Origin of the sequence: Pseudomonas sp. NA-150 (genome assembly GCF_044336365.1) — a bacterium.
GTDB lineage: Bacteria > Pseudomonadota > Gammaproteobacteria > Pseudomonadales > Pseudomonadaceae > Aquipseudomonas.
This window is the reverse complement of the sequence record NZ_CP172305.1, coordinates 6069368-6092376: the sequence shown is the minus strand read 5'-3', so window position 1 is coordinate 6092376 and position 23009 is coordinate 6069368. Positions and strand designations below refer to the sequence as shown.

The 23009-nt window shown below is 59.6% G+C and carries 25 protein-coding genes; 6 read left to right on the top strand and 19 right to left on the bottom strand.

The genetic code is table 11. The features are described 5' to 3' along the window. Positions 1–45 precede the first annotated feature (45 nt). The 3 genes from ACF0H7_RS28540 to ACF0H7_RS28530 all read left to right on the top strand — a co-directional run bounded on the left by ACF0H7_RS28540 (position 46) and on the right by ACF0H7_RS28530 (position 2444). The gene (locus ACF0H7_RS28540; RefSeq protein ID WP_397450144.1) at positions 46–831 is read left to right on the top strand and encodes an AraC family transcriptional regulator; all 786 of its coding nucleotides are present in this window, start codon (positions 46–48) and stop codon (positions 829–831) included. 93 nt (positions 832–924) lie between these two features. Then, positions 925–1245: a PsiF family protein gene (locus ACF0H7_RS28535; RefSeq protein ID WP_397450143.1), complete on the top strand. Its 321-nt coding sequence runs from the start codon at positions 925–927 to the stop codon at positions 1243–1245. 188 nt (positions 1246–1433) lie between these two features. Next, positions 1434–2444: an AI-2E family transporter gene (locus tag ACF0H7_RS28530; protein WP_397450142.1), complete on the top strand. Its 1011-nt coding sequence runs from the start codon at positions 1434–1436 to the stop codon at positions 2442–2444. A 55-nt stretch (positions 2445–2499) separates the two neighbouring features. On the opposite strand, the gene ACF0H7_RS28525 is transcribed toward ACF0H7_RS28530, so the two are convergent. Continuing rightward, a complete protein-coding gene (locus ACF0H7_RS28525; protein ID WP_397450141.1) occupies positions 2500–3765 on the bottom strand; it encodes an Hsp70 family protein in 1266 nt (421 codons plus the stop codon). 169 nt (positions 3766–3934) lie between these two features. Between ACF0H7_RS28525 and cbpA the strand changes: the two genes are divergently transcribed. Next, a complete protein-coding gene (gene cbpA / locus ACF0H7_RS28520) occupies positions 3935–4888 on the top strand; it encodes a curved DNA-binding protein (RefSeq protein ID WP_397450140.1) in 954 nt (317 codons plus the stop codon). Positions 4889–4890: 2 nt separating this feature from the next. After that, a complete protein-coding gene (locus ACF0H7_RS28515; RefSeq protein ID WP_397450139.1) occupies positions 4891–5193 on the top strand; it encodes a chaperone modulator CbpM in 303 nt (100 codons plus the stop codon). 110 nt (positions 5194–5303) lie between these two features. Here ACF0H7_RS28515 and ACF0H7_RS28510 read toward each other — a convergent pair whose 3' ends face one another. Continuing rightward, complete coding sequence (locus ACF0H7_RS28510; protein ID WP_397450138.1) at positions 5304–6428, bottom strand: sensor histidine kinase; 1125 nt, start codon at positions 6426–6428, stop codon at positions 5304–5306. Between the two features lie 202 nt (positions 6429–6630). On the opposite strand from ACF0H7_RS28510, the gene ACF0H7_RS28505 reads away from it, so the two are divergent. Further along, positions 6631–6879, top strand: coding sequence for a hypothetical protein (locus ACF0H7_RS28505; RefSeq protein WP_397450137.1), 249 nt, complete (start codon positions 6631–6633; stop codon positions 6877–6879). Positions 6880–6980: 101 nt separating this feature from the next. On the opposite strand, the gene ureC is transcribed toward ACF0H7_RS28505, so the two are convergent. The 17 genes from ureC to ACF0H7_RS28420 form a co-directional block, all read right to left on the bottom strand. After that, positions 6981–8681, bottom strand: coding sequence for an urease subunit alpha (gene ureC / locus ACF0H7_RS28500; protein WP_397450136.1), 1701 nt, complete (start codon positions 8679–8681; stop codon positions 6981–6983). A 140-nt stretch (positions 8682–8821) separates the two neighbouring features. Next, entirely contained in the window at positions 8822–9130 is a 309-nt protein-coding gene (locus ACF0H7_RS28495; RefSeq protein WP_397450135.1) for an urease subunit beta, read from the bottom strand. Then, positions 9127–9663: a GNAT family N-acetyltransferase gene (locus tag ACF0H7_RS28490; protein WP_397450134.1), complete on the bottom strand. Its 537-nt coding sequence runs from the start codon at positions 9661–9663 to the stop codon at positions 9127–9129. Before ACF0H7_RS28490 ends, ACF0H7_RS28495 begins: the two co-directional genes overlap by 4 nt. A gap of 15 nt (positions 9664–9678) precedes the next feature. Then, positions 9679–10221, bottom strand: a complete 543-nt coding sequence (locus ACF0H7_RS28485; RefSeq protein ID WP_397450133.1) for a GNAT family N-acetyltransferase — start codon at positions 10219–10221, stop codon at positions 9679–9681. A gap of 21 nt (positions 10222–10242) precedes the next feature. After that, complete coding sequence (gene ureA, locus ACF0H7_RS28480; RefSeq protein ID WP_033055605.1) at positions 10243–10545, bottom strand: urease subunit gamma; 303 nt, start codon at positions 10543–10545, stop codon at positions 10243–10245. Between the two features lie 122 nt (positions 10546–10667). Continuing rightward, a complete protein-coding gene (locus ACF0H7_RS28475) occupies positions 10668–11507 on the bottom strand; it encodes an urease accessory protein UreD (protein ID WP_397450132.1) in 840 nt (279 codons plus the stop codon). Between the two features lie 57 nt (positions 11508–11564). After that, positions 11565–12263 (bottom strand): urea ABC transporter ATP-binding subunit UrtE, encoded by a 699-nt coding sequence (gene urtE / locus ACF0H7_RS28470; protein ID WP_397450131.1) that lies wholly within the window; start codon positions 12261–12263, stop codon positions 11565–11567. Between the two features lie 147 nt (positions 12264–12410). Next, a complete protein-coding gene (urtD, locus tag ACF0H7_RS28465; protein ID WP_397450130.1) occupies positions 12411–13271 on the bottom strand; it encodes an urea ABC transporter ATP-binding protein UrtD in 861 nt (286 codons plus the stop codon). Then, a complete protein-coding gene (gene urtC, locus ACF0H7_RS28460; protein ID WP_397450129.1) occupies positions 13268–14347 on the bottom strand; it encodes an urea ABC transporter permease subunit UrtC in 1080 nt (359 codons plus the stop codon). The genes urtD and urtC overlap by 4 nt, the downstream gene beginning before the upstream one ends. Beyond that, positions 14347–15849 (bottom strand): urea ABC transporter permease subunit UrtB, encoded by a 1503-nt coding sequence (gene urtB / locus ACF0H7_RS28455; RefSeq protein ID WP_397450128.1) that lies wholly within the window; start codon positions 15847–15849, stop codon positions 14347–14349. Before urtB ends, urtC begins: the two co-directional genes overlap by 1 nt. Before the next feature lie 160 nt (positions 15850–16009). Further along, entirely contained in the window at positions 16010–17275 is a 1266-nt protein-coding gene (gene urtA, locus ACF0H7_RS28450) for an urea ABC transporter substrate-binding protein (protein ID WP_397450127.1), read from the bottom strand. Between the two features lie 297 nt (positions 17276–17572). Then, positions 17573–18568, bottom strand: coding sequence for a FecCD family ABC transporter permease (locus tag ACF0H7_RS28445; RefSeq protein WP_397454052.1), 996 nt, complete (start codon positions 18566–18568; stop codon positions 17573–17575). 20 nt (positions 18569–18588) lie between these two features. Then, on the bottom strand, positions 18589–19554 hold the full coding sequence (locus ACF0H7_RS28440; protein ID WP_397450126.1) for an ABC transporter substrate-binding protein: 966 nt from the start codon (positions 19552–19554) through the stop codon (positions 18589–18591). Next, positions 19551–20339 (bottom strand): ABC transporter ATP-binding protein, encoded by a 789-nt coding sequence (locus tag ACF0H7_RS28435; RefSeq protein WP_397450125.1) that lies wholly within the window; start codon positions 20337–20339, stop codon positions 19551–19553. Before ACF0H7_RS28435 ends, ACF0H7_RS28440 begins: the two co-directional genes overlap by 4 nt. A gap of 132 nt (positions 20340–20471) precedes the next feature. Then, the gene (locus ACF0H7_RS28430; protein ID WP_397450124.1) at positions 20472–21842 is read right to left on the bottom strand and encodes a PepSY-associated TM helix domain-containing protein; all 1371 of its coding nucleotides are present in this window, start codon (positions 21840–21842) and stop codon (positions 20472–20474) included. A gap of 84 nt (positions 21843–21926) precedes the next feature. After that, a complete protein-coding gene (locus tag ACF0H7_RS28425; protein ID WP_397454050.1) occupies positions 21927–22325 on the bottom strand; it encodes a DUF2946 domain-containing protein in 399 nt (132 codons plus the stop codon). A gap of 49 nt (positions 22326–22374) precedes the next feature. Beyond that, positions 22375–22845, bottom strand: coding sequence for a copper chaperone PCu(A)C (locus ACF0H7_RS28420; RefSeq protein ID WP_397450123.1), 471 nt, complete (start codon positions 22843–22845; stop codon positions 22375–22377). Positions 22846–23009 lie beyond the last annotated feature (164 nt).

The following is a 23009-nucleotide window of genomic DNA, read 5'->3' as shown; positions in this document are numbered from 1 at the left end:
AGGCTATACTTAGTTTCAGACAACCCTCCTTTGATGACGGACAGCATGACCACCGAGATCCTGACCACACCTGATTTCCCCGAGTTGCCGTCCCCGGTGTACCTGCGTCATGACGAGTTCGGCGCCGACAGCCATAGCGCCGCCCATCAGCATGCCTGGGGGCAGCTCAACTTTGTGTCGCATGGGCTGATGGAACTGGAAGTCGCCGGACAGAGATTTCTTTCGCCGCCGCAATACGCGGTGTGGATCCCGCCGCACATGGAGCACAGTGCCTACAATCGCCAGGCGGTCATTTACCGTTCGTTGTACCTGTCTCTGGAGCACTGCACCAGTTTGCCGGCCGAACCTTGTACGTTGGTGATCAGCGAAATTCTCAAGGCGATTCTGAATGATTTCGCCGAACGCGACGTTAAGGTCCCTGAGCAAGAATCAGATATCCGCCTGGCACAAGTGCTGGTGGACCAGATGCGCCTGGCGCGGGTGCAGACACGCTACCTGCCTTACGCGCAGAGCCAGGGACTGCTCTCGGTGTTGCAAGGGTTGCAGGCTGATCCCGGCGATAACCGCCCGCTGGTCGAGTGGGCGAAACAGGTGCACGTCAGCGAGCGCACCCTCGCGCGGCAGTGCGTGCGGGAACTGGGCATGAGCTTTGGCGAATGGCGTCAACGCCTGCGTTTCATGGCCTCCATCGAGGCGCTGGAGGGCAAACTTTCGGTGCAAGAGGTGGCGTTCGACATGGGCTACAGCAGCTCGTCGGCGTTCATTTCAATGTTCCAACGGCTGGCCGGATGCACGCCGGAACAGTATCGACGGCAGGCCAGGAAAGGCTGAGGAATGCTTGTCACACGCAGAAACACAAAAGCAGGCGTTGGCTACACTTCACCCCAGTCGCACTGCCCAGTGCGGTAACTCAGGAGAGTGACCATGAAAATGCTGCGTGTTCCTTTGTTGGTGATCGGGCTTTTGATGTGTGCCCAAGGTTTTGCCGCCACGCCTGCGCAACAGGCGCAACAAGACAAAATGAAAGCCTGCAATGCCGACCCTCAGTCCAAGGGTCTGACGAAAGATGCGCACAATGCTTTCATGAGTAAATGCCTCAAAGCCACGCCGGCTGCGGCGGCGACGCCGGAGAAGCAACTCACCCCGCAGCAGAAAAAAATGCAGGACTGCAATGCAGATCCTAAGTCGAAGGGCCTGACCAAAGATGAGCGCAATGCTTTCATGAGCAAATGCCTCAAGAACTGATCCGCCCCGTTGCGACGACGAAGTATGAGTAGTCTGCACTCAGGATTCTGCGACGGCGGCCGAAGATTCCAGGTGCTGTCGCCGGCTCCATCGGTTGATCGTCGCTAGCCCCTTCGGAGCACTGGTTCTCAACCCCGAACGCTGGCAGACTGCCCACCTTTTCTTCGCGCTGTTGTTCTGAGGCTGTCATGCCAACGTTTTCTCCGCGTCACGTGTTGTTGGCCAGTTTGATCATTATTTGTGGAGGCCTGTTACTGGCCTTGCCGCTTCAGCTTTTACCGAGTCTGCTGGCCGGTTTGCTGGTGTTTCAACTGGTCAATATGCTTACCCCCAAGCTGCAATTATTGATCGCCGGCGAGCGCGCGCGCTGGTTGGCCGTGGCGTTGCTGGGCACGTTGGTGGTCAGCGTGTTGGCGTTGCTGTTTGCCGGGGCCATCAGCTTTCTGCTGCATGAAGCGGAAAACCCCGGCGCGTTCGTGGGCAAGTTCATGACCGTGTTGGACAAGGCCCGCGGGCAACTGCCGCCGTTCATCGACAACTACCTGCCGGCCACCGCCGACGAATTCCGCGCCTCGCTGGGCGCCTGGACTAAATCCCACGTCGACGAACTGCAACTGCTCGGCAAAGGCGCGGCACACACCTTCGTGACGCTGTTGATCGGCATGGTGCTGGGCGCCATCGTTGCCTTGCAGAAAGTAGGCGACGCGCAGAAACGCAAACCGCTGTCGGCTGCATTGTTCGAGCGTTTGGCGCTGTTGAGCGAAGCGTTTCGCAACATCGTCTTCGCCCAGGTCAAGATTGCGCTGCTGAACACTGCGTTCACGTCGATCTTCCTGTTGGTGATCATGCCGTTGTGCGGGATTCATCTGCCGCTGACCAAAACCATGATCACCCTGACCTTCCTGCTGGGCCTGCTCCCAGTGGTCGGCAACCTGATGTCCAACACGCTGATCTTCATCATCGGCCTGTCGTTGTCGATCTGGGTGGCGGTGGCGGCATTGGGTTACCTGATCCTGATCCACAAGCTCGAGTATTTCCTCAATGCGCGGATCGTCGGTGGGCAGATCAATGCCAAGTCGTGGGAGTTGCTGCTGGCGATGCTGGTCTTCGAAGCGGCCTTCGGCATACCGGGCGTGGTGGCCGGGCCGATTTATTATGCGTATTTGAAGAGTGAACTGCGTAAGGCGGGGTTGGTGTAGCGGCACCTAGACCTCTGTAGGAGCGGGCAAGCCCGCTCCTACAGGGAGATGCAGATTAGCCGTAACGCTTCTTGGCTTCGATTGCCAGACCACTGCCAATGCTGCCGAAGATATTACCTTCCACATGACGCGCATTAGGCAGCATCGCCGAAACGCTGTTACGCAGCGCCGGAATGCCACTTGAACCGCCGGTGAAGAACACCGTATCTACCTGCTCCACGCGCACCTGCGCATCGTCCAGCAGTTTGGAAACACTGCCGCGTACCCGCTCCAGCAAATTGTCGATGGCGGATTCGAACAGCGCACGGCTCAGGTCCACGCTCAAGCCCGGTTCGATTCGATCCATCGGCAGATGACGGTTCTCGGCATGGGTCAGCTGGATCTTGGTTTCTTCCACTTCCATCGCCAACCAGTGCCCGGCGCGCTGTTCGATTAGCTTGAACAAGCGATCGATGCCGGCGGTGTCCATAATGTCGTAACGCATGCTGCCCAGCGCCAACTGCGATTTCTGCGAATACACCGAGTTGATCGTGTGCCAGGTCGCCAGGTTCATGTGGTGGCTGGTCGGCATGTAGGCCTGGCTCTTCATCCGGCTGCCGTAACCGAACAGCGGCATCACGCCTTGCAGGCTGAGTTGCTTGTCGAAATCGGTACCGCCGATGTGTACACCGCCGGTGGCGAGGATGTCGTCGTGGCGGTCATCGTAGAAACGACGGTCCGGTGACAGGCGCACCAGGGAGAAGTCTGACGTACCACCGCCGATGTCGACGATCAGCACCAGCTCTTCGCGTTCAATGGTCGACTCGTAGTCGAAAGCGGCAGCGATGGGTTCGTACTGGAACGACACTTCCTTGAAGCCGATCTTGCGCGCGACTTCCTCCAGGGTGTCTTCGGCTTCTTGATCGGCAGTGATGTCGTCATCGACGAAATGCACCGGCCGACCGAGTACCACTTCTTCGAATTCACGACCGGCGGTCGCCTCGGCACGCTTCTTCAACTCACCGATGAACAGCCCCAGCAGGTCCTTGAACGGCATGGCCGTGCCCAGGACGCTGGTGTCGTGTTTGATCAGCTTGGAGCCCAGCAGGCTTTTCAGCGAGCGCATCAGGCGGCCTTCATAGCCTTCCAGGTACTCGTGCAGCGCCAGGCGGCCGTACACCGGGCGGCGTTCTTCCATGTTGAAGAAGACGACCGACGGCAAGGTGATCTTGTCGTCCTCCAGCGCGATGAGCGATTCCATGCCTGGGCGCAGCCAGCCGACAGTGGAATTGGACGTGCCGAAGTCGATACCACAGGCACGGGCTGGAGATTCGTTTTTCATGTGTCTCATAATCCGGGCAAAAAAACGGCCGCGCAGTGTAAGTCAGTGCATCGCAGATGCGTAGGGCGAAACGTCGGTTAGGTGCAGTTAAATCTGAATAAGAGCATGCTACGCGCTGAGCAAGGGCCTTTCGAGGCTGAGCTGGATAATTGGGGATGGTGATCGTTTCATGGACTTCAAAGACTATTACAAGATTCTTGGGGTAGAGCCGACGGCGGATGACAAGGCGATCAAGGCCGCGTACCGCAAGTTGGCCCGCAAGTATCACCCGGACGTTAGCAAGGAAAAGGGCGCGGAGGACAAATTTAAAGAGGCCTCCGAGGCCTATGAAGTACTCAAAAGCCCGGAAAAACGCTCGGAATACGATGAACTGCGCAAGTACGGCCAACAGGGCCGACCGTTCCAGGGACCTCCCGGCTGGCAAAGCCGTGGGCAACCGTCGGGCGGTTTCGGTGGTTTTGGTGGTGGCGAGAACGGTGACTTCTCGGATTTTTTCAGTTCGATCTTCGGTGGTCGCACTAATCAAGGCCGCACGCGCAGCGCCGGTCGTCGTGGACAGGATGTAGAAATGGAACTGCCGATTTTCCTTGAAGAAACCCTGGCGAACGAGTCGAAGCAGGTCAGCTTCAAAGTCGCGCAGAACAGTGCGGACGGCCAACGCCTGCCCGACATCACCAAGACTCTGAACGTGAAAATTCCGGCCGGCGTGACTGATGGCGAGCGCATTCGCCTCAAAGGCCAGGGCTCGCCGGGCGTCGGTGGCGGCGAAAACGGCGACCTGTACCTGGTCATTCGCCTGGCACCGCACCCGCTGTTCGATGTCGAAGGTCATGACCTGATCATCACCGTGCCGCTGGCCCCGTGGGAAGCGGCATTGGGCGCTAAAGTCGCTGTGCCGACCCTGACGGGCAAGATCAATCTGACCATTCGTCCGGACAGCCAGAGCGGCCAGCGCTTGCGCATCAAGGGCAACGGCTTGCTGGACAAGAAAGGTGAGCGTGGCGACCTGTTTGCCCAGTTGAAAATCGTCATGCCCAAGACCACCACCGACGCCGCCAAGGCGCTGTGGGAAAGCCTGGCTGAAAAGGCCGCTTTTGATCCGAGAGCCCAATGGAGTAAATGACCATGAGCAGCACCCTGATCGTAGAGCTGGATATGAAGGAATTCTGTCAGGTGACCGATATGCCGGCCGCCTTCGTGATCGAAATCGTCGAACACGGCATCCTCCAACCTCAGGGGCTGCAGCCAGATAACTGGCTGTTTGACGCCCATGCCCTGGCCGTGGCGCGCAAAGCTGCGAAGTTGCAGCGAGACCTTGAATTGGAATGGCAGGGCGTGGCGTTGGCGCTGGAGCTATTGGACGAGGTTGAAACGCTGCGCGCCGAGAACCGGATGCTCAGGCAGCGGTTGTCGCGGTTTTTAGATTGAATGCAGGAGCGGGCTTGTCGGATTGCCGCACCGCCGCGATGGCGGTGTTTCTGACGACCCGCGTCAAGCCGATCGCAGGCAAGCCAGCTCCTACAGTATGATGAAAATCTTTAGATCTTCGGCAATACCACGGTAAACGTGGTCCCATCATCGATATTCGACGTCACGGTAATACTGCCCTGATGCGCGTTCACCACTTCCTTGACGATGAACAGACCCAGGCCAAGGCTGGTCGACGGTTGACCGAGTTCTTCGCTGGCGCTACGCACCAAGGGGTCGAAAATCGTGCCGATGGCATCTTCGGCAATCGGCTCCCCATGGTTATGCACCACCAGCGTTACTTCCTGTTTATTGCCGCTCAGACTCAGATTGACCTCGTGACTGCTCGCGCCATGTTGTAGCGCATTGCCAATCAGGTTTTGCAGCAGTTGGTCGATTCGGCCCCGGTCCCATGCGCCGTGGGTGTCGCCTGTGATCGCAACGTTGGGATTGCAATCAGGCTGCCCGGCGCAGGCAGCTTCAATGGCTTCGCGGCAGGCGATGGCGAGGTCCATGGGTTTGCGCTCGATTGGCAAACTGGTGCCAAGACGACTGCGGACGAACTCCAGCAGGTCCCTGACCATGCCCCCCATGTGCCGTGTGCCGCCCTTGATCCGGGCAATGTAGGACAGCGCCGCAGCATCAAGGCCGACCTTTCTGACCAGCAACTCAGTGGACATCGTCACTGCTTGCAACGGCGCACGCAGGTCATGGCCGAGAATTGCCAGGAAAATATCCCGCGAGCGGGCCACTTGCTCGGCATACGCTGCGGTGGATTCGGCCAGTGCTTCGTCGATGGCTTCGTTGAAGCGAATCATGTCCTGAAAATACGCCAACTCAGGCGACTCCAGGCTTTCGACCCAAAGGCGAATGACACAGGCGCGCAGATGGCGAAACTCCGAGGTCATCTGCACCAGATCAAAACCGACGGTATGCCGCATCTCGCCATGACTGGCGGCGGCCTGATCCAGGGTTGGGGTCTTTTCCGGGCCTTCGCCTTTGGCTTTGGCCGCCTGCTCGGCTTTGCTCTGCGCCGTGTTCATGTCCCGCGCCGCAGCCATGAGAATCGACTTGGCATGGTCGCGCAGCTCGGCGCGACTCAGCGTGTCGGCGGCGGGTTTGATGGTTTTGGCGAATTTCTCCCATTCATCGACAATGCGATCTATGTGCTGAACGATGAACTCGGATAAACGCATGACCGGCAACCTTGCTGGAACAGCGGGAGGAAAGGACTTTCAGCATAGTAGCGCCGTAGCGCCTTTGTCAGGGCTAAAAAACGTTGATGTTCGTGTACGTTTGGCGGGGTACCTGTCATTTCTGACAGTAGACGGTATCGAGGCGCAGGGATACGTTGATGGCGTACACACTTGTACGGATCGAACGGAAAGGAGTCCGATCATGTCAGCAGAAAGCCTGAATGCATTCGTAGAAGAACAAATCAACCTCGCGGCTGGAAAGATCATCAGCCAGAAGCGCTCCGAGGGTGACGAGATGTCGTGCGGCAAGCTGGGCTTTTACATGGCAGTGCGTCGCGTGATGAGTAAGCGGGCAACCCCTGAAGATTTGGGGATGCTGGACGCGATCAATGACACGTTGCAACAACTTGCAGTGCTCGACAAAGGGAAAACGTTTCTGTCAGGTCTTTGACCCGCGCTGTCGTGCAATAAGTCTCCGTAGCAGTCCGGCTTGCTGGCGATGGCGCACATATCGTCGCCATCGCCGAAAAGCCGGACTGCTACGAAGTCGGGTCAAAACAAAAAGTACCGTTGCGCCATCGGCAGCACTTCAGCTGGCTCGCACCACAACAGCACGCCATCGGCCTTGACCTGATAGGTCTGCGGATCGACGTCGATGTTGGGCAGGTAATCGTTGTGGATCAGGTCGGTTTTCTTCACGTTGCGACAGCCTTTGACCACAGCGATTTTTTTCTTCAGGCCGAGGGATTCCGGGATGCCGGCATCCAGTGCGGCCTGGCTGATGAACGTCAGGCTGGTGGCGTGCAGCGAGCCGCCGTAGCTGGCGAACATCGGGCGGTAGTGCACCGGTTGCGGGGTTGGAATTGAGGCGTTGGCGTCGCCCATCAGGCTGGCGGCAATGGCGCCACCTTTGAGGATCAGGCTCGGTTTTACGCCAAAGAATGCCGGGCGCCACAGCACCAGATCAGCCCATTTACCCACTTCGACTGAGCCCACTTCGTGGCTGATGCCGTGGGTGATCGCCGGGTTGATGGTGTATTTGGCGATGTAGCGTTTGGCGCGGAAGTTGTCATTGCCAGCGCCGTCTTCCGGCAGCGGGCCGCGTTGTTTCTTCATTTTGTCGGCGGTCTGCCAGGTGCGCATGATCACTTCGCCGACGCGGCCCATGGCCTGGCTGTCGGAGCTGATCATCGAGAACGCGCCGAGGTCATGCAGGATATCTTCGGCGGCGATTGTCTCGCGGCGGATGCGGCTTTCAGCAAAGGCCACGTCTTCGGCGATGCTTGGATCGAGGTGATGGCAGACCATCAGCATGTCCAGGTGTTCGTCGATGGTGTTCTTGGTGAACGGCCGAGTCGGGTTGGTCGAGCTTGGCAATACGTTAGGGAAACCGCAGGCCTTGATGATGTCCGGCGCATGGCCGCCGCCCGCACCTTCGGTGTGGTAGGTATGGATGGTGCGGCCCTTGAATGCGGCCAGGGTGGTTTCGACGAAACCGGATTCGTTGAGGGTGTCGGTGTGGATCGCCACCTGCACGTCGTACTGATCGGCGACGCTCAGGCAATTGTCGATGGCCGCTGGCGTGGTACCCCAGTCTTCGTGCAGTTTCAGGCCGATGGCGCCGGCTTTGACTTGCTCGATCAACGGCTCGGGCAGGCTGACGTTGCCCTTGCCAGTCAGGCCGATGTTCATTGGAAAGGCGTCGGCGGCTTGCAGCATGCGCGCGAGGTGCCACGGGCCGGGGGTGACGGTGGTGGCGTTGGTGCCCGTGGCCGGGCCGGTGCCACCGCCGATCATGGTGGTCACGCCACTCATCAATGCCTCTTCGATCTGCTGTGGGCAGATGAAGTGAATGTGGGTATCGACGCCGCCCGCCGTCAGAATCATGCCTTCGCCGGCGATGACTTCGGTGGCCGCGCCGATGGCGATGGTCACGTCAGGCTGGATGTCCGGGTTGCCGGCTTTGCCGATGCCAGCGATGCGCCCGTTCTTCAGGCCGACGTCGGCTTTGACGATGCCCCAGTGGTCGATGATCAGCGCATTGGTGATCAAGGTGTCGACCACGTCGGCAGCGTTCAATTGGCCTTGGCCCATGCCGTCGCGGATGACCTTGCCACCGCCGAATTTCACTTCTTCACCGTAGGTCGTGAAGTCTTTCTCGACTTCGATCCACAACTCGGTATCCGCCAGCCGCACGCGGTCGCCGACGGTGGGGCCGAACATGTCGGCGTAGGCTTGTCTGGAAATCTTCATGGCGATCCTTAATTCGGAATTAGTGCCTGGGCCGCCTCGGTCCTGTAGGAGCTGGCTTGCCTGCGATGGCGGTGTATCTGATGCACCGGGTGAGGCTGATCGCGGGCAAGCCCGCTCCTACATAGGGTCGGTGCGATTGTTCAATCCAACTCGCCCATCACCCGCCCGGCAAACCCGAACACCCGACGATCGCCCGCCAGGTCTACCAATTCCACATCCCGCGACTGGCCAGGCTCGAAGCGCACGGCGGTGCCGGCGGGGATGTTCAGGCGCATGCCGCGCGCGGCGACGCGGTCGAAGGTCAGGGCGTCGTTGGTTTCGAAAAAGTGAAAGTGCGAGCCGACCTGAATCGGACGGTCACCGCTGTTGGCGACATTCAGGCTGATCGTGCGGCGACCGGCGTTGAGTTCGATATCGCCAGGCTGGACGAGGTATTCGCCAGGGATCATGCAGTCTTCCTCGACAAGGTTTTGTAATAGAGGGCCGTGGCTTTGTATTCGCCGTCCGGGTTGCAGGCGTAGTCCGGCAGCTTGCCGGCGAAGCTGTAGTCCAGCGAGCGATAGAAGTTTTCTGCGGGCGAACCGGCTTCGGTGTCCAGGTACAGCATGCCGCGTTGGTGCTGGTGTGCGGCCTGTTCCAAGGCAGCCATCAATTGCCCGCCCAGGCCACGGCGTTGGGCCGGTTTGAGCACCAGCAGCTTTTGAATTTCGGCACGGTTGAGGCCGTTGGGTTTCTGGCACAACGACAACTGCACGCTGGCCAGCACTTGTTCTTCCTGTACCACCACCCACAGCAAGCGGCTGCTGTTTTGCAGTTCCGCCAGCACGCTGTCGAAATAGGTGAGGGCCTCCGCGGCCGACAGGTTACCCATGAACCCCACCGAGGCGCCTTGCTTCACGGCGTCCAGCAACAAATCGACCAGACCCTGGCGATAGTGGGGAAAGCTTTCAGCGTTGACACGTCGTAACTGCGCGGCGTTCATGGGCAGACTTCCTTTCTAGAGGGCAGAAGGTCGAGGCGAAGGTGCAGCGGCATTCGGGGTCAGATTCAGTTGCATGAAGGTCAGGTCCAGCCAGCGGCCGAATTTGGTCCCGACTTCGGCCATCTGGCCGGTGATGGTGAAACCCAGCCGCTCGTGCAGGCGCACCGAGGCGACGTTTCCGCTTTCGATGGCAGCAACCATCATGTGTTTGTCGCAGGTCTTCGCGCGTTCGATCAAGGCTTGCATCAACAACGGGCCGAGGCCGTTACCGCGCTGGTCGGCACGCACATAGACCGAGTGCTCGACGGTGTGGCGGAAGCCGTCGAACGGACGCCAGTCGCCGAACGAGGAATAACCCAGCACTTCGTCGTCAGCCGGATCGACCACCACCAGAATCGGATAAGCCTGGGTCTGGCGCAGGTCGAACCAGGCCTTGCGGTTGGCCAGGTCGACCGCTTGTTCATTCCAGATCGCCGTGGTGTTGAGCACCGCGTCGTTGTAAATATCGCGGATAGCGGCGAGGTCGGCTTCCAGGGCGTCACGAATCAAATACGTCATTACAGGACTCACATTTCAAATTCAGGCAATCGGTTGGTGCACGGTCACAAGCTTGGTGCCGTCAGGGAAGGTGGCTTCCACCTGGATCTCCGGGATCATTTCCGGGATGCCTTCCATGACCTGTTCGCGGCTGAGCAGGGTGGTGCCAAAGTGCATCAGTTCGGCAACGGTCCTGCCGTCGCGGGCGCCTTCCAGCAGTGCAGCAGAAATATAGGCCATGGCTTCCGGGTAGTTGAGTTTCACCCCTCGGGCCAGGCGTCGTTCGGCGACCAGGCCGGCGGTGAAGATCAGCAGTTTGTCTTTTTCGCGTGGAGTCAGGTCCATGTGTGTTTCCATCAAATTCAGTGAGATTTCCTGTAGGAGCGAACTTGTTCGCGAGGGGGGTATGCCTGACACACCTCGCCAAGCTTCTCGCCAACAAGTTGGCTCCTACAGGTCTGCGACAGTCAGGTACTCCATATTCTCGGCAAAACAGCCTCGCGCCCCAATAAGGCCGGGCGCAACAGCTTCCATAATTCGATCAGCCAGGCCCGCGCGTGCAGGGTCTCATCAGCCAGGCAGCGGGCGACCAACAGGCCGGGTAGTTGAGTCAGGTCTCCGCGTACCGGATTTTGCAGGTTGCGACAGGTTTCCAGCAATTCACTGTCGACTTCTCCCGTAATCAACAAGGTCGCGAATACCGGTTTGCCACCGAGGCCAATGGGTGAATCGAGCAAGCCGTCGTTGCCGGTGATGCGCTGGCGTTCGTGCCAGAGCAAGTGACCATCACGGCGGATTTCGACTTTCGACTGAAAATGACCGAGGTTGAAACGCTCATCACAAGCCGGGCGACCCAGTGCCACGATGTCCCAATACAACAGCCGCGCATCACCGTGCAATTCGACACGGGTGCTCAATTCGGCCTGGGCGGCGCTGAAGACGATGGTTTCCTGAGGCAGCCATTCCAGCGTGGCGCCGGCTTCGACCTGCAGCTCAAGCTGTTGATAGGCCGGACCGGCCGCGCGATACCACTTGGCGGCACCCGGGCTGGTCAGTTGTGCCCAGGCATCGGTGCCGACGTGGGCGCTGATGTCCAGCCGATCGCCGCCCGCGATGCCGCCGGGCGGGTGAACGATGATGTGCTGGCACACCTCAGGGCCTTCGGCGTACAGGTGCTTTTGCACCCTCAGCGGGCCTTGATGGCGGCGCAGGGTTGGCCGGGTAGTGTCGCCGAAACGACCGTAGCCCAGCTCCAGCTCGGCGTGCCAGCTGGGGGTGAAGAGTGCGGTAGGGGCAGGAAGGGTCATGGCGGTATTATTTTTTATAAAGTCTGACGATAGAGCACACCTTAGCGGATTGGCGTCTCAAATGGTTACAAGTCCGCGCACGCCCTGGGCTTCCATGTCCTCGCCACGGCCTTGTTGCACGATCTCGCCACGGGACATCACCAGGTATTGATCGGCCAGTTCGGCGGCAAAGTCATAGAACTGCTCCACCAGCAGAATCGCCATATCGCCTTGTGCCGCGAGCTTTTTGATCACCGCGCCGATCTCCTTGATCACTGACGGCTGGATGCCTTCGGTGGGTTCGTCGAGGATCAGCAAGCGTGGGCGACTGGCCAAGGCGCGGCCAATGGCCAATTGTTGTTGCTGGCCACCGGACAAATCACCGCCGCGCCGCTGCTTCATTTGCAGCAGCACCGGGAACAGTTCATAGATGAATGCGGGGACTTCCTTGGCTTCTGAACCGGGGAAGCGCGAGAGGCCCATCAGCAGGTTTTCTTCCACAGTCAGGCGGCCGAAGATTTCCCGACCTTGCGGCACGTAAGCGATCCCGGCGTGCACCCGTTGATGCGGTTTGAAGCCAGTGATGGCCTTGCCTTCCCATTGCACCGCGCCTTCTTTCGACGGCAGCAGGCCCATGAGCACCTTGAGCAGCGTGGTCTTGCCCACGCCGTTACGGCCGAGCAGACAGGTGACTTCGCCGATTTTTACCTCGAACGACAGGCCACGAAGAATGTGGCTGCCGCCGTAGTATTGGTGGAGCTTTTCTACTTGGAGCATGGTCAAGTTCTCATCAATGGGCAGCCGCCACGTTCTCCCGTAGGAGCTGCCGAAGGCTGCGATCGACCGGTTTACCGGTCGCTGCGGCCCATAGGTTGAAGGCCTTGCAGGCCTTATCGCAGCCTGCGGCAGCTCCTACAGGAGGCATCATCTGCCTAGATACACTTCGATCACGCGTTCATCCGCCTGCACATCTTCCAGCGAGCCCTCGGCCAATACGCTGCCCTGATGCAATACGGTGACGTGGTCGGCAATCGAGCCGACGAAGCCCATGTCGTGTTCCACCACCATCAACGAATGTTTGCCCGCCAGGCTTTTGAACAGCTCAGCGGTGAATTCGGTTTCGGCGTCGGTCATGCCGGCCACCGGTTCGTCGAGCAGCAGCAGTTGTGGGTCTTGTACCAACAACATGCCGATCTCCAGAAACTGTTTCTGGCCGTGGGACAACAGCCCGGCGGGGCGATGCATGGCGCTGGTCAGGCGGATGGTTTCCAGCACGCTGAAAATACTGTCGCGCTGTTCGCCATTCAGACGCGCACGCAAACTGGCCCACACCGACTTGTCGGTCTTCTGCGCCAGCTCCAGGTTCTCGAACACACTCAAGGCTTCGAATACGGTCGGCTTCTGAAACTTGCGGCCGATCCCGGCCTGGGCGATTTCTACTTCGCTCATCTGCGTCAGGTCGAGGGTTTCACCGAACCAGGCCTTGCCGTGGCTGGGCCGGGTCTTGCCGGTGATCACGTCCATCAGCGTGGTCTTGCCCGCGCCATTGGGGCCGATGATGCAGCGCAATTCGCCGACGCCGATGTACAGGTTCAGATCGTTCAACGCCTTGAAGCCATCGAAGCTGACGCTGATGTCTTCCAGGGTAAGGATGGTGCCGTGTCGGGTATTCAGGCCTTCGCTGACGACCACGCCATGGCTGATGGCATCACGGCTGGTGCCGGCGTCGGAGTTCGGCTCAAGGATTGGTTCGAGCATGAAGGCGGGACTCGGTGTGGTTTTCATTGCTCGCCCTTTTTCTTCAACAGGCCAATCACGCCTTTGGGCAGGTACAGGGTGACCCCAATAAACAGCGCGCCGAGGAAGAACAGCCAGTACTCGGGAAAGGCCACGGTGAACCAGCTCTTCATACCGTTGACCAGACCGGCGCCAAGCAACGGGCCGATCAGCGTGCCGCGTCCACCGAGGGCGACCCACACGGCGGCTTCGATGGAGTTGGTCGGCGACATTTCGCTGGGATTGATGATCCCCACTTGCGGCACATACAGCGCGCCCGCCAAGCCACACAACACCGCACTCAAGACCCAGACGAACAGTTTGAAACCGCGTGGATCGTAGCCGCAGAACATCAGTCGGTTCTCGGCGTCGCGCAGCGCGGTCAGCACTCGGCCGAACTTGCTCTGCGCCAGACGCCAGCCCAGCAACAGGCTGACCAGCAGCAGTACCACAGTGCACAGAAACAGAATCGCCCTCGTCTCTGGCGAAGTGATGTTGAAGCCCAAAATGCTGCGGAAGTTGGTGAAGCCGTTGTTGCCGCCGAAGCCGGTTTCGTTGCGAAAGAACAGCAGCATCCCGGCGAAGGTCAAGGCCTGGGTCATGATCGAGAAATACACGCCCTTGATCCGCGAACGGAAGGCGAAGAAACCAAACACCAGGGCCAACAACCCCGGCGCCAAGACCACCAGGCACATGGCCCAGAGGAAGTGATTGGTGCCAACCCAATACCACGGCAGCTCGGTCCACGACAGGAACGTCATGAACGCTGGCAACTCATCGCCCGCGGCTTCGCGCATCAAGTACATGCCCATCGCGTAACCGCCGAGGGCGAAGAACAAACCGTGGCCCAGCGACAGCAGGCCGGCGTAACCCCAAACCAGGTCCAGCGCCAGAGCGACGATGGCGTAGCAGAGGATTTTGCCCACCAGCGTCAGGGTGTAGGCCGAGACTTGCAGGCTGTTATCGGCCGGCAACAAGGACAGCACTGCCAATGCGATCAGCAAAACCAGGACCACAGCGCCGACGGCGATCGTAATTTTCGGGCCGGCTTTTTGCGCGGCCTGGACCATCAATGGCTGGTTCATCAGTCGATCACCCGCCCTTTGAGTGCGAAGAGCCCTTGCGGACGTTTCTGGATAAACAGAATGATCAGCGCCAGGATCAGGATCTTGCCTAGTACGGCGCCGATTTGTGGTTCGAGAATCTTGTTGGCGATGCCCAGCCCGGAGGCCGCCATCACGCTACCGGCCAGTTGACCGACACCACCCAGTACGACGACCAGGAACGAATCGATGATGTAGCTCTGGCCGAGGTCCGGGCCGACGTTGCCGATTTGACTCAGGGCCACGCCACCCAAACCTGCGATGCCCGAGCCGAGACCGAACGCCATCATGTCGATGCGCCCGGTGGGCACGCCGCAGCAGGCGGCCATGTTGCGGTTCTGGGTCACGGCGCGCACGTTGAGGCCCAGACGCGTCTTGTTCAGCAGCAGCCAGGTCAGCACCACCACGAACAGCGCAAAGGCGATGATCACGATGCGGTTGTAGGGCAGCACCAGGTTGGGCAACACCTGAATGCCACCGGACAGCCATTCCGGGTTGGCCACTTCGACGTTCTGTGCACCGAACAGCAGGCGCACGAATTGAATCAGGATCAGGCTGATGCCCCAGGTCGCCAGCAGGGTTTCCAGCGGTCGGCCATACAGGTGACGGATCACCGTGCGTTCCAGCGCCATGCCGATCACTGCGGTGACAAAGAACGCCACGGGCAGTGCGACCAACGGGTAGAACTCGATGGCACTCGGGGCGTAGCGCTGGAACATCAGCTGCACCACGTAGGTGGAGTAAGCGCCGATCATTAGCATCTCGCCGTGGGCCATGTTGATCACCCCCAGCAAGCCGAAAGTGATCGCCAGGCCCAGTGCGGCCAGCAGCAGAATTGAACCCAGCGACAGGCCGCTGAAGGCCTCGCCGAGGATTTCGCCGACCATCAATTTACGTTTCACCTGCGCCAGGCTGGTTTCGGCGGCGGTGCGCACACTGGGATCGGTTTCGGCGGTCGGATCGAGCAAGGCTTCTAGACGAGTGCGGGCCAGTGGGTCGCCGGTCTCGCCCAGCAAGCGCACAGCGGCCAGGCGCACGGCCGGGTTGGCGTCGACCAGTTGCAGATTGGCCAGCGCCAGGCTGAGTGCGGTATGCACGTCGGCGTTGGTTTCGGCGGCCAATTGGTGATCGAGGAAATTCAGCTGCGCCGGCTTGGCGCTTTTTTGCAGTTGTTGCGCGGCACTCAAACGCACTTTGGCGTCGCTGGCGAGCAATTGATGACTGGCCTCGGCGGTTTCAATCAAACCCCGCAAGCGGTTATTCAGGTGCAGCTCGGTGGTTTGGCCATCGACAGTGACTTGGCCTTGTTGCAGCTCATTGATCAGCTCGACGCGTGCCGGAGCCGGTTGTGCTGCCCAGCTTTCCAGCAGTTGCGCCTGTTGCGCGGAGCTGGCGGCCACGAAATCGCTGGCGTCGCTGGCGTTTGCTGTCAGTGGCAACAGTAGCGTCAGTGTGAGGATGAGGCGGTAGAAGGCAGTGGGCATAGCTATGGCCTTGCGCGGATCTTGTAGGAGCTGGCTTGCCTGCGATAAGGGCGGAACGCCCTTCATACGGTTCTGGACATGACAATGCGTCCAGCCATTTTGCGAGCGCTTCGCACTCGATCGCGGGCAAGCCCGCTCCTACAGGGGGGTGTTGAACCGATTAGTTACTCTTCACCGCATAGTCAGGCTTCTTGTCGTTGCCTTGGATGTAAGGGCTCCACGGTTGCGCGCGGATCGGTTCTTTGGTCTGCCAGACCACGTTGAACTGACCGTCGCCCTGGATCTCGCCGATCATCACTGGCTTGTGCAGGTGATGGTTGGTTGGGTCCATGGTCAACGTAAAGCCCGACGGCGCGGCGAAGGTCTGCCCGGCCATGGCTGCGCGAACCTTGTCGACGTCGGTGGACTTGGCTTTCTCCACCGCCTGCGCCCACATATGGATACCGACGTAAGTGGCCTCCATCGGGTCGTTGGTCACGGCTTTGTCTGCGCCCGGCAGGTTGTGTTTCTTCGCGTAGGCTTTCCAGTCAGCGACGAACTTGGTGTTGACCGGGTTCTTCACCGATTCGAAGTAGTTCCATGCCGCGAGGTTACCCACCAACGGCTTGGTGTCGATGCCGCGCAGTTCTTCTTCGCCGACCGAGAAGGCTACCACTGGTACGTCGGTGGCTTTCAGACCCTGGTTGGCCAGTTCCTTGTAGAACGGCACGTTGGAGTCGCCGTTGACGGTGGAGATCACAGCAGTCTTGCCACCGGCGGAGAATTTTTTGATGTTGGCTACGATGGTCTGGTAATCGCTGTGGCCGAACGGGGTGTAGACCTCTTCGATGTCCTTGTCAGCCACGCCTTTGGATTTGAGGAACGAACGCAGAATCTTGTTGGTAGTGCGCGGGTAAACGTAGTCGGTACCCAGCAGGAAGAAACGCTTGGCGCCGCCGCCGTCTTCGCTCATCAGGTATTCAACCGCAGGGATCGCTTGCTGGTTAGGCGCTGCGCCGGTGTAGAACACGTTCGGCGACATTTCTTCGCCTTCGTACTGCACGGGGTAGAACAGCAGGCCGTTGAGTTCTTCGAACACGGGCAACACTGATTTACGCGACACCGAGGTCCAGCAACCGAAGACCACAGCGACCTTGTCCTGGGTCAGCAACTGGCGGCCTTTCTCGGCAAACAGCGGCCAGTTGGAAGCCGGGTCAACCACCACTGGTTCGAGCATTTTGCCGTTGACGCCGCCCTTGGCGTTGATTTCGTCAATGGTCATCAACGCCATGTCTTTGAGGGACGTTTCCGAGATCGCCATGGTCCCGGACAGCGAATGGAGAATACCGACCTTGATGGTCTCGGCAGCCTGGACAGTCCAGGTCATGCCCATTGCGGCAATCGAGGCGGACAGGGTGAACGCTTTGAGCAGACTGCGACGCTTCATCGGACATCTCCATTCATTGGAATTTTGGTGGGCGGGTCATTTGCCTGAAAGCTTCTAAGCAAAGGCTATGCCTAGCTTGAGATAGAGGCTAAATGCCTGTGTTAGAGCCTGCGACAGACAGTGCGGTGCACCGCTATAGCGCGACCGAAATCCTTGGTGCGCCCTTGTGGGCGTAAATGGTGCGAAGTGGCGGGGAAATGAAACGCGCGAATGACTCGCGCGTTTTATGGGGGAGAGGTGTCTGTATCGACGGTACTCATGCGACAGCTGCGGCCGCGTAGGACAAGCCTGATGTGCCTAGCGTTTGCGCATCAGGCCAATGAAAAACAAACCGCCAATGGCCGCTGTCGCCACGCCGATAGGCAGGTCTTCGGGGGCGATCAAGGTGCGGGCAGCGACGTCGACCCAAATCAGAAAGATGCTGCCCATGAGTACGCACACGGGTAGTAGCCGACGGTGTTCGGCGCCTGCCAATCGCCGGGCAATATGCGGGATCATCAGGCCAACAAAACCGATGGAACCACTGATGGCCACCATCACCCCGGTCATCAGCGAAGCGATCAGGAACACCCGGATACGCACTTGGCGCGGGTTCAGGCCCAGGGTTACGGCGGTTTGCTCGCCAGCCATCAGTGCGTTCAGAGACCGCGCCATCGTTAACAGCAATACGAGGCCGATCAGCACACTGATCGCGGGAATACCGAGCAGCTCCCAGCGTGCTAAACCCAGGCCGCCCAGCATCCAGAACATCACCGCCGAACTGGCGCGGTGATCACCCATGAACAGCAGCAGGTTGGCCAAGGCCATCATCACGAATGACACTGCGATGCCGCACAGCAGCAGGCGGTCGCTGTCCAGTCGACCTTGGCGGCTGGCAATGATCAGCACCATCGCCATGCTGCACAGCGCGCCGATGAAGGCGGCGATTGGCAAGGTCAGCAGGCCGATGACTTCGCCGAGGTGCAACACTACGATCACCGCGCCCAGCGTCGCGCCGGAAGTCACACCCAGCAGATGCGGGTCGGCGAGTGGGTTGCGCGTGGCGGCCTGCAGCACCGCCCCGGTCAATGCCAGACCAGCACCGACCAGTGCACCGAGCAGCATTCGAGGCACGCGGATCAGCCAGACGATATGTTCCTGGCCGGCGCTCCAGGCAGGCCCGTCCGCGCCGAGGCCGAACAGCTTGTGCACGAGGATTTGCCATACCACGCTTGCGGGTACTGGCGCCGAGCCAAAACCCAGCGACAGTACACAGGAGGCCAGCAGCACTATGCCGAGACCCAGCATCAGCATGCGGTAGCGATGCGGGTTATTCACAAAGACTTGCCATGAAAAGCTGAGGTCAGGGTTTCGATGGCGTCGATATTGTCGATGCCCGGCGTGGCGGCCACATACGGGATGACCACAAAGCGCTTGTTGCGGATCGCGTCCACCGATTGCAGCGCCGGATTACTCAGCAGGAATTGCTCCTTCTGCTCAGCGGTCACTTCACCGTAGTCGACGATGACAATGACCTGCGGGTTGCGCTCGACCACACTTTCCCAGTTGACCCGGGTCCAGCTGGCATCGACGTCATCCAGAATATTGCGCCCACCGGCGGCCGTAATCAGTGCCTGCGGCATGGCCAGCCGACCCGACGTCATGGCCCGGTCTTCGCCGCTGTCGTAGAGAAACACCCGAGGTTTATCGGCCGGCAGTTTTTCCGTGATGGCCGCTACCCGTTGCTGCATCTGCGCAATCAATTGCTCGGCGCGGTCCTGCACATTGAAAATCTTGCCCAGATTGCGCAGGTCGCCGTACATCATTTCCAGACTGGCGGGCGGGCGCTTCATCACAAAAGCACAGGACTCTGTCAGCTCGTAGACCTTGATTCCCAGCGGTGCGAGGGTTTGCGGAGTGAGATCGCCGCCGACGCTCATGCCGTAATCCCAGCCGGCAAAGAAGAAATCGACGTTGGCGTTGAGCAGGGTTTCCACCGACGGGTATTTGCTCGCCAACTCGGGCAGCCCGTCGAGGATTTTCGCCATCTCGGATGTGACCGATTTCCAGCCCGTAATGCCACTGTAGCCAACCATGCTTGATTTTAAACCCAGCGCCAACATCATCTGGGTCATGTTGATGTCATGGCTGAGGGCGTGTTGCGGCGCCTTGTCGAAGGTCACTTCGCGGTTGCAGCTTTGAATGGTCAACGGGTAGTGCGTGGTATCGGCCGCAGCCTGAATTGCACCGAGCAATGCGCTGAGGGCGAAGCTGACGCGCAGGAAAAGCGAAGAAGTCATGGGTGTGTGATCCAGGTAATTCGTGGGTAGCCAGACAGTGGGTGAGCGTCGACCAATGCCTCGACGCCAAACACATCGCGCAGCAATTCGACGGTAAGCACTTCGGCGGGGGTGCCGCTGGCGACGATGCGACCGTGGTTGATGACATACAACCGGTCGCAAAAGGCGGCAGCGAGATTCAGGTCGTGGATGCTCGCCAAGGTGCCGATTTTCAGGCGTTTGACCCATTGCAGCAGTTCCAGCTGATAGCGCGGGTCGAGGTGATTGGTGGGCTCATCGAGGATCAGCAGCTCGGGTTGCTGGGTCAGGGCGCGGGCCAGAATCACGCGCTGTTTCTCCCCGCCGGACAAGGTCGCGAAGGCGTGATCCTCGAAGCCCTGCATGCCGACACCCGCCAATGCATCGCGAGCCAGCTGGCGGTCGTGCAAGGTATCGCCATCAAACATGCCCTTGTGCGGTGTACGGCCCATGGCGACCACCTCATCGACCGTCAGACCGAAGGCGTCGGGAAACTCCTGCAGCACCACGGCGATGCGTTGGGCGCACCATCGGGGTGGTTGCTGCCAGACATTGGCTTGATCGAGCAGCACCTCGCCGGTGGCGGGTTTGGCGAAACGATAGGCGCAGCGCAACAGGCTGGTCTTGCCGCTGCCGTTGGGACCAATCAAGCCGACAAATTCTCCGGCAGCGACCTGCAAATCGACATCCCGCAGCTGGAACTGGTGATGACAATGGCCGTGACCCAAGGGCGACCAGGCGATGTTTTTCAGGGTGAGGGCGGTCATTTTTCTGCTCATCGAAGGAAATCAATGTAGGAGCTGCCGAAGGCTGCGATAAGGTCCGAAGGACCTTCTTACATCCCTTGTCGCGGAGACCACGTTGTGGTCTATCGCAGCCTACGGCAGCTCCTACAAGTGTTATGCGGTGGCCTTTGCGGCGACGATCCGCGACAACACCAACCAATCCACAGCCCATACCAGCAGCAATGACAGGCCCACCAGCGGAAACGCCACGCCTAGTCCGATGATAATCACCACCCCGGTTTTCCAGCGTGGCAGGTCGTGACGCAGTGGTGGTACTCCAAGACCACCCTGTGGACGACGCTTCCACCAGATCACCAACCCACTGACGGAGCTCAGCAGAACCATCAGGCAAACCAGCAAAATCAGCAGTTGATTAAGCCCACCGAAGAACTTGCCTTCGTGCAGCATGACGCCCAGTTCGGTGGCGCGGGAGACGGTGCTGTAATCCTTCCAGCCCAGATTGGCCAACACCTTGCCGCTGTATTGATCAATGTGCAGCGTGGCATCGTTGCGCGGGTCATCGGCGAACACAGCGACAGTGAATACGCCGTCGGCAGTGGTCGGGGCGGTGATGCTATAGCCCGGATACACGCGCTGTTCGGTGGCAATGTTTACCACTTGTTGCAGAGACAGACTTGGCGCCGCGGGTGCGGACACAGCGTCGCCATGCTTCATGTGTTCGGCGTGGTCGCCAGACATTGGCATCGGCGTGTTTTCCGCCGCCCAGGGTACGGTCTGCCGTGTCGGGCTGTTCAGCTCTCCGGCCTGCTTGTCGGACTTGGGCACGTCATTCCACATCGCTGCCGGGAAAGTGTTCCAGACATCGGCGAATTGCTTGCCCCAGATGCCCGTCCAGGTCATGCCGCTGAGCAACATCATCAGCAACAACAGCGAGCCCCAGAAACCGGTCACCGCGTGCAAGTCGCGCCACAGCACCCGGCCGCGACTGCTCAACCGAGGCCACAACACGCCTGCGGTTGATTTGCCCAGTGGCCACCACAAGTACAGGCCCGAGATCACCAATACGATCGCCCAACCAGCGGCCAGTTCGATGATCCGGTCACCGACCTTGCCCAACAGCAGTTTGCCGTGCAGCGAGCGAGCCAGCGCCTGCAGATTATTCTTGCCGTCCTGGGTGCCGAGAATATTGCCGCGATACGGATCAACAAACACATTCAGTTCTCGGCCGTCCTGCAGGACTACGAACTCGGCACTGCCCTCGGCGCTGACCGGTGGCAGGTACTTACTGATCGATGCCTGGGGAAACGCGGCTTGCACGCGTTGCTGTTGCGCATCGGCGCTGAGCAACTGCTGGCTCGGTGTGACGTACAGCAGATCGCTGTACATCAGGTTATCCAACTGTGGCTTGAACAGATAAACCATCCCGGTCAATGACAACAGGATCATGAATGGCGCAACGAACAATCCGGCATAAAAGTGCCAGCGCCAGGCGAGGTTGTAGAACGATACTTTTGGTTGGGACATGGCCAACGCTCCCGATTCAGGGATAAACACGGTCCAACGGGCATGGTCACCTTGCGGTGCCTGCCGATGGTTTCAATGATGGAGTTACCGTGCGATCAGGCGTGGCGGAGCGCGGGTGCGGGCGTTGGGGAAGGTGGTCTGCCGAGCATGGCCCTGTTGCGCTGCGACAGTGAAAAAGCCGCTCGGTTTAGGCGGTGTCGAGGTGAGGACCACCAGCGCCGCAGGCAATGCCGGGCAACTGAATAGCAGTGTGCAATAACCACACTTGGCCCAGATAACGTGATCGGTCGCGACTTGAGACGTGGCGTGGTCGGCGCCGTGTTCCGCAGGCATGTCGGCCGACATGTCCATGGACATCGGCATCGTCATGCTCATGCCGGCATGCTGCTCCATCGGCATCGCCTGGGAAATCAGCGGCCCGATGAAGATCATCAACATGGCAAACAGGCTCAGCCAGGCGCCTCGCGATTTGCGAGGGAGCATGGAGCGGCTGTTGGCTGGCTGGCGCACGCGGTTCATAACAATCGTTCGGTCAGTTGTTGCTCATGGCGTCGTCTGGCGCCTGTTTTTGTACGGTGACATTCACAGTCAAATCGCCGGCTTTTTCGAAGTGTAGTGTCAGAGGAAAGCTCTTGCCGTCGGTCAGCGCCGATTTGTCCTTCAACTCCAACAGCATGACGTGATACCCCATCGGCTCGAACCTGGCTTCGCCACCGACAGCGACATCAACGCTCTGCACCTGCACCATCTTCATCAAACCATCTTGATGCAAATGTTGATGCAGCTCCGCCTTGCCAGCGGCGGGGGAGTCTACGCTAACCAGGCGATCAGCGGCTTTCCCAGTGTTCTTGATTACGAAATACGCCGCCACCGTCGGCGCGTTGGGCGGCAGTTCCAGCGACCAGGGATGAACAATTTGCAACGCGCCCACGGTGTAATCCTGGGCATGGGCGAAACATGCCGGCAGCAGCAATGCCGCCAGTGTGAGGATCTTCTTGATCATGGTCAGACTCCAGCTAGACAGGAGACGCTATTTAGCCTGAGCGTGGGGGGTAAGTAAAAAGGCGGCGTGTGGCGTGATGTCGCGGGCTGACTTCCGAACCCTCGTCCATCGGGCGCTGATGTCACGCGGTAAACGCGGTCAGTGTAGGCGCTGGCTTGCCTACG

Excerpts from the sequence above, each read along its gene's own strand:
- urtA (WP_397450127.1), bottom strand. The coding sequence starts at position 17,275 with ATGAAGCGTCGCAGTCTGCTCAAAGCGTTCACCCTGTCCGCCTCGATT.
- urtB (WP_397450128.1), bottom strand. The coding sequence starts at position 15,849 with ATGCCCACTGCCTTCTACCGCCTCATCCTCACACTGACGCTACTGTTG.
- ACF0H7_RS28495 (WP_397450135.1), bottom strand. The coding sequence starts at position 9,130 with ATGATCCCTGGCGAATACCTCGTCCAGCCTGGCGATATCGAACTCAAC.
- ACF0H7_RS28485 (WP_397450133.1), bottom strand. The coding sequence starts at position 10,221 with ATGACGTATTTGATTCGTGACGCCCTGGAAGCCGACCTCGCCGCTATC.
- ACF0H7_RS28540 (WP_397450144.1), top strand. The coding sequence starts at position 46 with ATGACCACCGAGATCCTGACCACACCTGATTTCCCCGAGTTGCCGTCC.
- ACF0H7_RS28515 (WP_397450139.1), top strand. The coding sequence starts at position 4,891 with ATGAGCAGCACCCTGATCGTAGAGCTGGATATGAAGGAATTCTGTCAG.
- urtC (WP_397450129.1), bottom strand. The coding sequence starts at position 14,347 with ATGAACCAGCCATTGATGGTCCAGGCCGCGCAAAAAGCCGGCCCGAAA.
- ACF0H7_RS28420 (WP_397450123.1), bottom strand. The coding sequence starts at position 22,845 with ATGATCAAGAAGATCCTCACACTGGCGGCATTGCTGCTGCCGGCATGT.
- urtD (WP_397450130.1), bottom strand. The coding sequence starts at position 13,271 with ATGAAAACCACACCGAGTCCCGCCTTCATGCTCGAACCAATCCTTGAG.
- ureA (WP_033055605.1), bottom strand. The coding sequence starts at position 10,545 with ATGGACCTGACTCCACGCGAAAAAGACAAACTGCTGATCTTCACCGCC.
- ACF0H7_RS28435 (WP_397450125.1), bottom strand. The coding sequence starts at position 20,339 with ATGACCGCCCTCACCCTGAAAAACATCGCCTGGTCGCCCTTGGGTCAC.
- cbpA (WP_397450140.1), top strand. The coding sequence starts at position 3,935 with ATGGACTTCAAAGACTATTACAAGATTCTTGGGGTAGAGCCGACGGCG.
- ACF0H7_RS28525 (WP_397450141.1), bottom strand. The coding sequence starts at position 3,765 with ATGAAAAACGAATCTCCAGCCCGTGCCTGTGGTATCGACTTCGGCACG.
- ACF0H7_RS28490 (WP_397450134.1), bottom strand. The coding sequence starts at position 9,663 with ATGAACGCCGCGCAGTTACGACGTGTCAACGCTGAAAGCTTTCCCCAC.
- ACF0H7_RS28535 (WP_397450143.1), top strand. The coding sequence starts at position 925 with ATGAAAATGCTGCGTGTTCCTTTGTTGGTGATCGGGCTTTTGATGTGT.
- ACF0H7_RS28475 (WP_397450132.1), bottom strand. The coding sequence starts at position 11,507 with ATGACCCTTCCTGCCCCTACCGCACTCTTCACCCCCAGCTGGCACGCC.
- ACF0H7_RS28445 (WP_397454052.1), bottom strand. The coding sequence starts at position 18,568 with ATGCTGATGCTGGGTCTCGGCATAGTGCTGCTGGCCTCCTGTGTACTG.
- ACF0H7_RS28430 (WP_397450124.1), bottom strand. The coding sequence starts at position 21,842 with ATGTCCCAACCAAAAGTATCGTTCTACAACCTCGCCTGGCGCTGGCAC.
- ACF0H7_RS28425 (WP_397454050.1), bottom strand. The coding sequence starts at position 22,325 with ATGCTCCCTCGCAAATCGCGAGGCGCCTGGCTGAGCCTGTTTGCCATG.
- urtE (WP_397450131.1), bottom strand. The coding sequence starts at position 12,263 with ATGCTCCAAGTAGAAAAGCTCCACCAATACTACGGCGGCAGCCACATT.
- ACF0H7_RS28510 (WP_397450138.1), bottom strand. The coding sequence starts at position 6,428 with ATGCGTTTATCCGAGTTCATCGTTCAGCACATAGATCGCATTGTCGAT.
- ACF0H7_RS28505 (WP_397450137.1), top strand. The coding sequence starts at position 6,631 with ATGTCAGCAGAAAGCCTGAATGCATTCGTAGAAGAACAAATCAACCTC.
- ACF0H7_RS28530 (WP_397450142.1), top strand. The coding sequence starts at position 1,434 with ATGCCAACGTTTTCTCCGCGTCACGTGTTGTTGGCCAGTTTGATCATT.
- ureC (WP_397450136.1), bottom strand. The coding sequence starts at position 8,681 with ATGAAGATTTCCAGACAAGCCTACGCCGACATGTTCGGCCCCACCGTC.
- ACF0H7_RS28440 (WP_397450126.1), bottom strand. The coding sequence starts at position 19,554 with ATGACTTCTTCGCTTTTCCTGCGCGTCAGCTTCGCCCTCAGCGCATTG.